A 6,960-nucleotide genomic window follows, 5' to 3' on the forward strand; every position below is an offset into this window, starting at 1 on the left:
TGTGGGCGGGAAGTCCGCTGATGGTGCATGGCGCCCAAACCGGTGGTACTCAAACGTACAATTATGATGAGGCCTATTGCCGAAAAGCCGCCGAAGCTTTTGGCGAGTTGCTGGATTTGGTCGAAAGTGGACAAACGCAATACGCATTGGTCGATTTTGATTATGAGGATATTTACAATCATAAAAAAACCAGCTCGGCCGCTAATAAGTATAGCGATATCTTCTACACAACCGGTCAGAACTGGTTAATGCCGGGAGCAACAGAAGCCATTTTTCGTGGCCCGTCTACCGACTCCAACGGTAGCAACTGGAACACCACAAAGACATTTGGGCCTAAAGTACAAGGGCTCGTCGAGCATGATAACATTATCCACCATCCAACAGCCAATTACGTAAAAAACTACGGGATGGCTAACGGTTTGCCTTTGGATGATCCGGAATCAGGATTTGATCCCGAATATCCTTTCCGCGATCGCGATCCACGTTTTTATCACGATATCGTGTTCGATGGCTTTAAATACATCAATTCCACCATGCCAGCCAATATGGAGTATTTGCGTTACACTGGCCTGCATTCAGGTGGAACCATGAGAAATCCAGCCAATGGCAGTCGTACCGGATATTTCATTCAGAAGTTGGTACCGCATACTGCAAACAAATATGACGGAGCTTACAACTGGAGTTTCAACATGCATACTTATCTGCCATACATGCGCCTGGGTGATATCTACACCATGTATGCCGAAGCTTGTGCTGCTTTTGGTGGTGCTGCCGGTAAATCGGCAAACTTCTCAAAAACTGCTGAAGAGGCGATCAATACACTTCGCGACCGTGTAGGTGCAGGCCATGTACACGCGTCATACACTTCCGATCGCAGTAAATTTATTGATGAAGTGAGACGGGAACGTGCCGTGGAGCTATCGTTTGAAGGGTTCCGATTCTGTGACTTGCAGCGCTGGTTGTTGCTCACGGAGTATCCTTACAATGTCAAAACCTCGCAGGAATTTGATCGGGTTGAAAGCGATGATTTCTACAAGGAAAATGATCCCCGCGATGCCAGGGTGGCCAACTTTAGGGAGGAAGTTATTTTAACACGTCAATTTGGAGCCAAGCATTACTGGTTTCCGCTGAAGATTTCTGATACGTCCATGTATCCGGAGTTCGGGCAGAATCCAGGTTGGTAATCCACAGTCAGTTAAAGTATTGTATAATAATAAATGAATAAACAATGAAACATATACAAACAAGATTCATTTTATTTGCAATGTTTGTTTTCTTTCCATTTCTGATGGAAGCGCAAACGTTGGCAGAAAATGAAACTGATTCGCTCAGTACCGATAAAGACCCGCTCGTGCAGGTATCTTATCGTAAGGTAGCAGAAAGTGACCTTATGGGAGGTGTTTCGGTCGTCAATCTCGAAGAATTGATGACTAAGAACTATAACACCTATAGTCTGGACAATATGCAAGGGTATATTGGCGGCTGGAACGGAAACTCTTTGTGGGGTATGGGCGAATATTTGGTGCTGGTTGATGGTATTCCACGTGACGCCAACAACGTGTTGCCAACGGAAATTGAGCAGATTACGTTTTTGAAAGGCGCTTCAGCCGTCGTGCTTTATGGTAGCCGAGCCGCCAAGGGCGTGGTTTATATTTCTACCAAGAGAGGCAAGTCAGGACCACTGCAAATTGATGTTCGTGCCAATACCGGTTATCATGTGTCAAAGAGCCATCCCAAATATTTAGGTTCAGCCGAGTATTTGACATTGTATAATGAAGCTCTGATTAATGATGGAAATAGTCCGGATGAAGTATGGGCTGGAGAGACTGGTGGAAAGAATGGCACCACTCAGGAAGAAATTTACATGTATGGTTCAGGCAACAATCCCTACCGTTATCCGAATGTCGATTTCTATTCATCCGACTATCTAAAGCGAGCTTACAATCGTACAGACGTAACTGCGGAGATATCAGGTGGAAATGAACGTGCATTGTTTTACACCAATATCGGATATTACAAGCAGAATGATGTATTTAAGTTTGGTGAGGCGGAAAATAATAATACAAGCCGCCTGAACATTCGTGGTAATATTGATCTCAAGTTAAACGATGCAATTGGCGCATACATCAACGCCAACGCCACCTTTTATGATGCCAAAAGCGCCAATGCAAGCGGCGATAATTACTGGGCATCGGCTGCTAATCTGCGTCCCAATCGTGTCGCTCCATTAATTCCGACGAGTTATATTGATCCGAATGCCTTAAATTCATGGAACCTGATCAATAGTAGTCGTAATATTATTGGGGGTGAATATTTTCTGGGAGGAAACCAGGTTCACCAGACCAACATATTTGCTGACTACTACGCGGGCGGTTACAGCAAATGGACCAGTCGTCAGTTCCAGTTCGATACAGGAATCGATTTCGATTTGGCCAGTGTGCTGGAGGGACTGTCTTTTCATACGCAGTTTGCTGTTGATTACGCGACCTCTTATACCACTTCATACAACAACAGCTATGCTGTTTATTCGCCATCGTGGTATAACTACAATGGTGCCGATGTAATCGCCGGATTGACGAAGATTGGGAATGATGAAAAACCGGGAGTGCAGAACATCAGCGGCAGTACCAGCCGGCAAACCATTGCTTTTTCAGGCTATTTCAACTATGAAAAGTCCATCAACGAAGCGCATAACTTCACCGCTATGCTCATCGCAGCAGGTTATCAGCAAACCCTCTCTGAGGTGTATCACCGCACCAGCAATGCGAACCTCGCTTTGCAGTTGGGATACGATTACAGAGGGAAGTATTATGCCGATTTTGGGCTGGCGGGAGTACATTCAGCCAAGTTACCCGAAGGCAACCGGAGCGCGCTTTCGCCTTCGCTCACCTTGGGATGGAAACTAAGCGAAGAAGGCTTTCTGGCAAACTCTTCTGTGGTTGATGAACTGGTGTTAAGTGTATCGGGGAGTATCCTGCATTCCGATATGGATATCGAATATGAGGATGCTGAGTACTACCTGTATACATCCAATTATGATCAGGCCGATGGTGCCTGGTGGGGGTGGTATGATGGCGCGGTAGAACATTCAACCAACTCGAAACGAGGCAGCAATGAAGATTTGACCTTTATCAAGCGAAAAGAACTTTCTGCCAATGTTAGGGCTTCCCTCTGGGACAAACTGTTAACAGTCAATACGTCATTCTTTATCAATACAATGGAAGGGATGCTTATTGAACCTGAGACGCTTTATCCGAACTATTTCTTTACCTACTGGCCGGAGGCATCGTTTATGCCAATTGTAAACTTCAACAACGACAAACGAACTGGATTTGACTTCAGCGTGAATTACAACAAGCGAATTGGGGAGATTGATTTCTCATTGGGTGTAGCAGGTACGTATTACACAACCGAAGCAACACAGCGCGACGAAAATTATGAGTTCGCGTACCAAAATCGCCAGGGACGTGCGATCGATGGAATCTGGGGACTACAGTCGGCAGGCTTGTTCCAAAGCCAGGATGAGGTTGACAATTCTCCGGAACAGACATTCGCAGGAGATGTGAAGCCCGGCGATATTAAATACATCGATCAGAACGACGACAATAAGATCGACCATGAGGATGTTGTTTACTTAGGACGCGGAGGCTGGAGTGGAGCTCCTTTTACAACAGGGGTGAACCTGACGGCCAAATGGAAAAACTTCACTTTTTTCGCCTTGGGTACTGGAAACCTGGGGGCTCACGCCATGAAGAACAGCTCTTATTACTGGGTTTTTGGCGATCGGAAATATTCCGAACTTGTTCGTGACCGCTGGACTGAGGAAACAAAGGCAACAGCGATCTATCCCCGGTTGACAACACAAGGTGGAAGCAACAACTTTCGGGACTCTGACTTCTGGATGTATAAAACGGATCGTTTTAATCTGGCTAAGGTTCAGCTTACGTACGATTTGCCGAAGAACGTGTTGACGAATTTCCTTTTTCATGAAATTTCGACTTATGTCAGTGGATCAAACTTGTTGACCATATCCAAGGAACGTGATGTTTTGGAGTTGAATACAACAAGCGCTCCTCAAACACGATTCTATAATATCGGTATCAAGGCCGTATTTTAATGAAAGTAAAAATAAGAATTAAGTTATGAAAAATATATCAATACTTGTGGTTCTTGTACTTCTGTTTTCATCTTGCGACGATTTGTTCGAACCTGCGCTGGAGAATAACCGGGGGCTCGAAGCGATGTACGATGAACCTACTTATGCGCAGGGCATTTTAGCCAATGCATACATTCTGCTTCCTTACTCATCGACTCCCAACAGCGATGTGGCCACCGATGATGCCGTATCCAATGACAATACCAATGACTATATGGAAATGGCTACCGGCTCGTGGACGGCAAATACTAACCCCATGTCGCAATGGCAAGCACGTAGAAACGCCATTCAATACCTGAATTTGTTCCTTGCGAATGTGGATCAGGTGGTTTGGAGTAAAGACGAAGTGATCAATACGATGTACAACGATCGTTTAAAAGGCGAAGCCTTCGGTTTACGTGTCGTACAGATGTATCATCTGTTGCTGGCCCATGGCGGCTGGACACAGGATGGCAGACTGCTTGGCGTACCGGTGGTGACTGAGCCTGAGGATGCAAATTCAGATTTTAACCTGCCCCGAAACACCTTTCAGGAGTGTGTTGATCAGATTCTTGCGGATGCCGAAGAAGCTATCGACCTATTACCGGTTGACTATGGAGATATTTCGGATGGTCAAATCCCTCAAAAATACCAGTCTCTTGGCGTAACGAATGCCAGCGATTATAACCGGGTAAACGGAAATCACATGAAGGGGCGCATTACGCGCAGGATCGTTGAAGCAGTACGCGCGCAGGTAGCTTTATTATCTGCCAGCCCGGCGTACAGTGCCGGAACCAACGTAAGCTGGGAAGATGCCGCTAACCATGCTGCCACCGTTCTCGATCGCATCGGGGGAGTTAGTGGCCTAGCTCAAAATGGCGGAATCTGGTATGTGAAGGATGAAGTGGACAATTTGGCTTCAGGAGCAACTCCTGACGAAATTATTTGGAGAGGTGATGTTGGCCAGAGTATTACATTGGAAGCTGATAACTTTCCGCCCTCGCTGTTTGGTTTGGGACGTGTCAACCCGACTCAAAACCTGGTCGATGCATTCCCAATGGTCAATGGTTATCCAATTTCCGATCCGGCCAGCAACTATGATCCTGCCAATCCTTATGCTGATCGTGACCCTCGCTTGTCAAGGTACATTGTACTGAATGAAGGCGTGCAAGGACCAAGCAACAGTGTCATTGTTACCGGAACTTATGGTACGAACAACGATGCCATCAACCGCGAAAGCGGACGATCGACCCGCACGGGCTATTATTTGCGTAAGCTGCTACGTTCGGATTGTAACCCGAACCCGCAATTTAATACTGAGCAGAAGCACTACACCGCACGCATTCGGTATACCGAAATCTTCCTGGCCTACGCCGAAGCAGCCAACGAAGCCTGGGGACCGACAGGGACAGGAGGAAATGCGTATTCTGCTTACGATGTCATTAAAGCAATCCGCGAAAGAGCGGGCATTGTTGGAGTTGATAGCGACGATGAATATCTGGAGATGGTTAAGGGGGATCAGGCAATGATGCGTGAACTGATTCGAAACGAACGTCGCCTGGAGCTTTGTTTTGAAAATCATCGCTTCTGGGACCTGCGTCGTTGGGACGTCCCCAGTCTGAATGAAACCGCACGCGGCATGGAAATTGGACAGTCTGGCAGCACAAAGAGCTATACCACAATTAATGTCGAAGCCAGAGACTACGAAGATTATATGTATCATGGTCCAATCCCTTACGGCGAGGTTCAGAAATGGACGAATCTGGAACAGAATGCGGGCTGGTAATTGTTAATGATAAATACTGAAAAATATGAAACAGTTTAAATTTTTATGGATATTAGCTGTCGGACTCATGGCATTAACGATGGTATCTTGCGAAAATCAAGATATTGAGTTTCCGGATTTCGATAACAACAGCGTGTATTTTGCTTACCAATATCCGGTGCGCACAATCGTGTTGGGCGAGGACATCGTTGATAATACGCTTGACAATGAGCATAAGTTGAAAATTTATGCCACAATGGGCGGTGTTTACGAAAATACGAAGCGCATTGCTATTGACATTTCGGTGAACAACGCTTTGACTAACAATTTGTTTTTTGATGATGATTCTCCGGTGCAAGCGATGCCTTCAAACTACTATACCTTGGCTGCTGACCAAATCATTTTGGATGGTACTCTGCAAGATGGTGTTGAAGTGCAACTAACCGACGCGTTCTTTGCTGATCCGCAATCGCTGATCAATACCTATGTCATTCCTTTGCGAATGAACAGTGTGTCGAATGCCGACTCCATACTTTCCGGAGTTCCCAAATTCGATGGTGCTGTCCGGGGGAACGATGCTGACTGGGATGTTCAACCAAAAGATTACGTGCTCTACTGCGTGAAATACATCAATCCATGGCATGCCAATTATTTGCGCCGGGGCGAGGATGTGATCACAAGGGATGGCGTCACGTCGACCGTTGTCAGGCACAATACCTATGTCGAGGATGATGAGGTGATTAAATTGAGTACACGTTCTTTAAATGCTCTTCAGCTTCCGATGAACTTCACGAATAATGAAGGTCAGTATTTGAATTTTAAAGTAAAGTTGAATTTTGATGCCAATCAAAACGTAACAGTCACGCCATTTGAGGAATCTTATCAATTGAACGACACCGTTAGGGTTTACAATATTGCAGCTACGGGTAGCGGCCAATTCGTTAAAGATGGGGAGAAGAAAAGTTGGGGTAATAAAGACCGGGATGCTTTGTATTTGCAGTACAACTTAGCTTATGAAGTTGAAATACAATACCCAATGGCGGGACTGCCTACAGATTAT

4 protein-coding genes are annotated in these 6,960 nt (G+C 45.8%); all 4 read left to right on the top strand.

Features of this window, described 5'->3' with window-relative positions; translation table 11 throughout:
- A partial coding sequence (locus AAC033_RS17770; protein WP_339740614.1) for a RagB/SusD family nutrient uptake outer membrane protein occupies positions 1-1,184 on the top strand: 1,184 nt, incomplete at its 5' end.
- Between the two features lie 44 nt (positions 1,185-1,228).
- Positions 1,229-4,117: a SusC/RagA family TonB-linked outer membrane protein gene (locus AAC033_RS17775; protein WP_339740616.1), complete on the top strand. Its 2,889-nt coding sequence runs from the start codon at positions 1,229-1,231 to the stop codon at positions 4,115-4,117.
- Positions 4,118-4,142: 25 nt separating this feature from the next.
- The gene (locus AAC033_RS17780; RefSeq protein ID WP_339740618.1) at positions 4,143-5,921 is read left to right on the top strand and encodes a RagB/SusD family nutrient uptake outer membrane protein; all 1,779 of its coding nucleotides are present in this window, start codon (positions 4,143-4,145) and stop codon (positions 5,919-5,921) included.
- Positions 5,922-5,946: 25 nt separating this feature from the next.
- A partial coding sequence (locus AAC033_RS17785; protein WP_339740621.1) for a DUF5627 domain-containing protein occupies positions 5,947-6,960 on the top strand: 1,014 nt, incomplete at its 3' end.

The organism is uncultured Sunxiuqinia sp., from assembly GCF_963974515.1.
In the GTDB taxonomy this organism is placed as follows: domain Bacteria; phylum Bacteroidota; class Bacteroidia; order Bacteroidales; family Prolixibacteraceae; genus Sunxiuqinia.

Bases quoted from the DNA above. Each gene is read 5' to 3' on its own strand.
- AAC033_RS17775 (WP_339740616.1), top strand. From the start codon at position 1,229: ATGAAACATATACAAACAAGATTCATTTTATTTGCAATGTTTGTTTTC.
- AAC033_RS17780 (WP_339740618.1), top strand. From the start codon at position 4,143: ATGAAAAATATATCAATACTTGTGGTTCTTGTACTTCTGTTTTCATCT.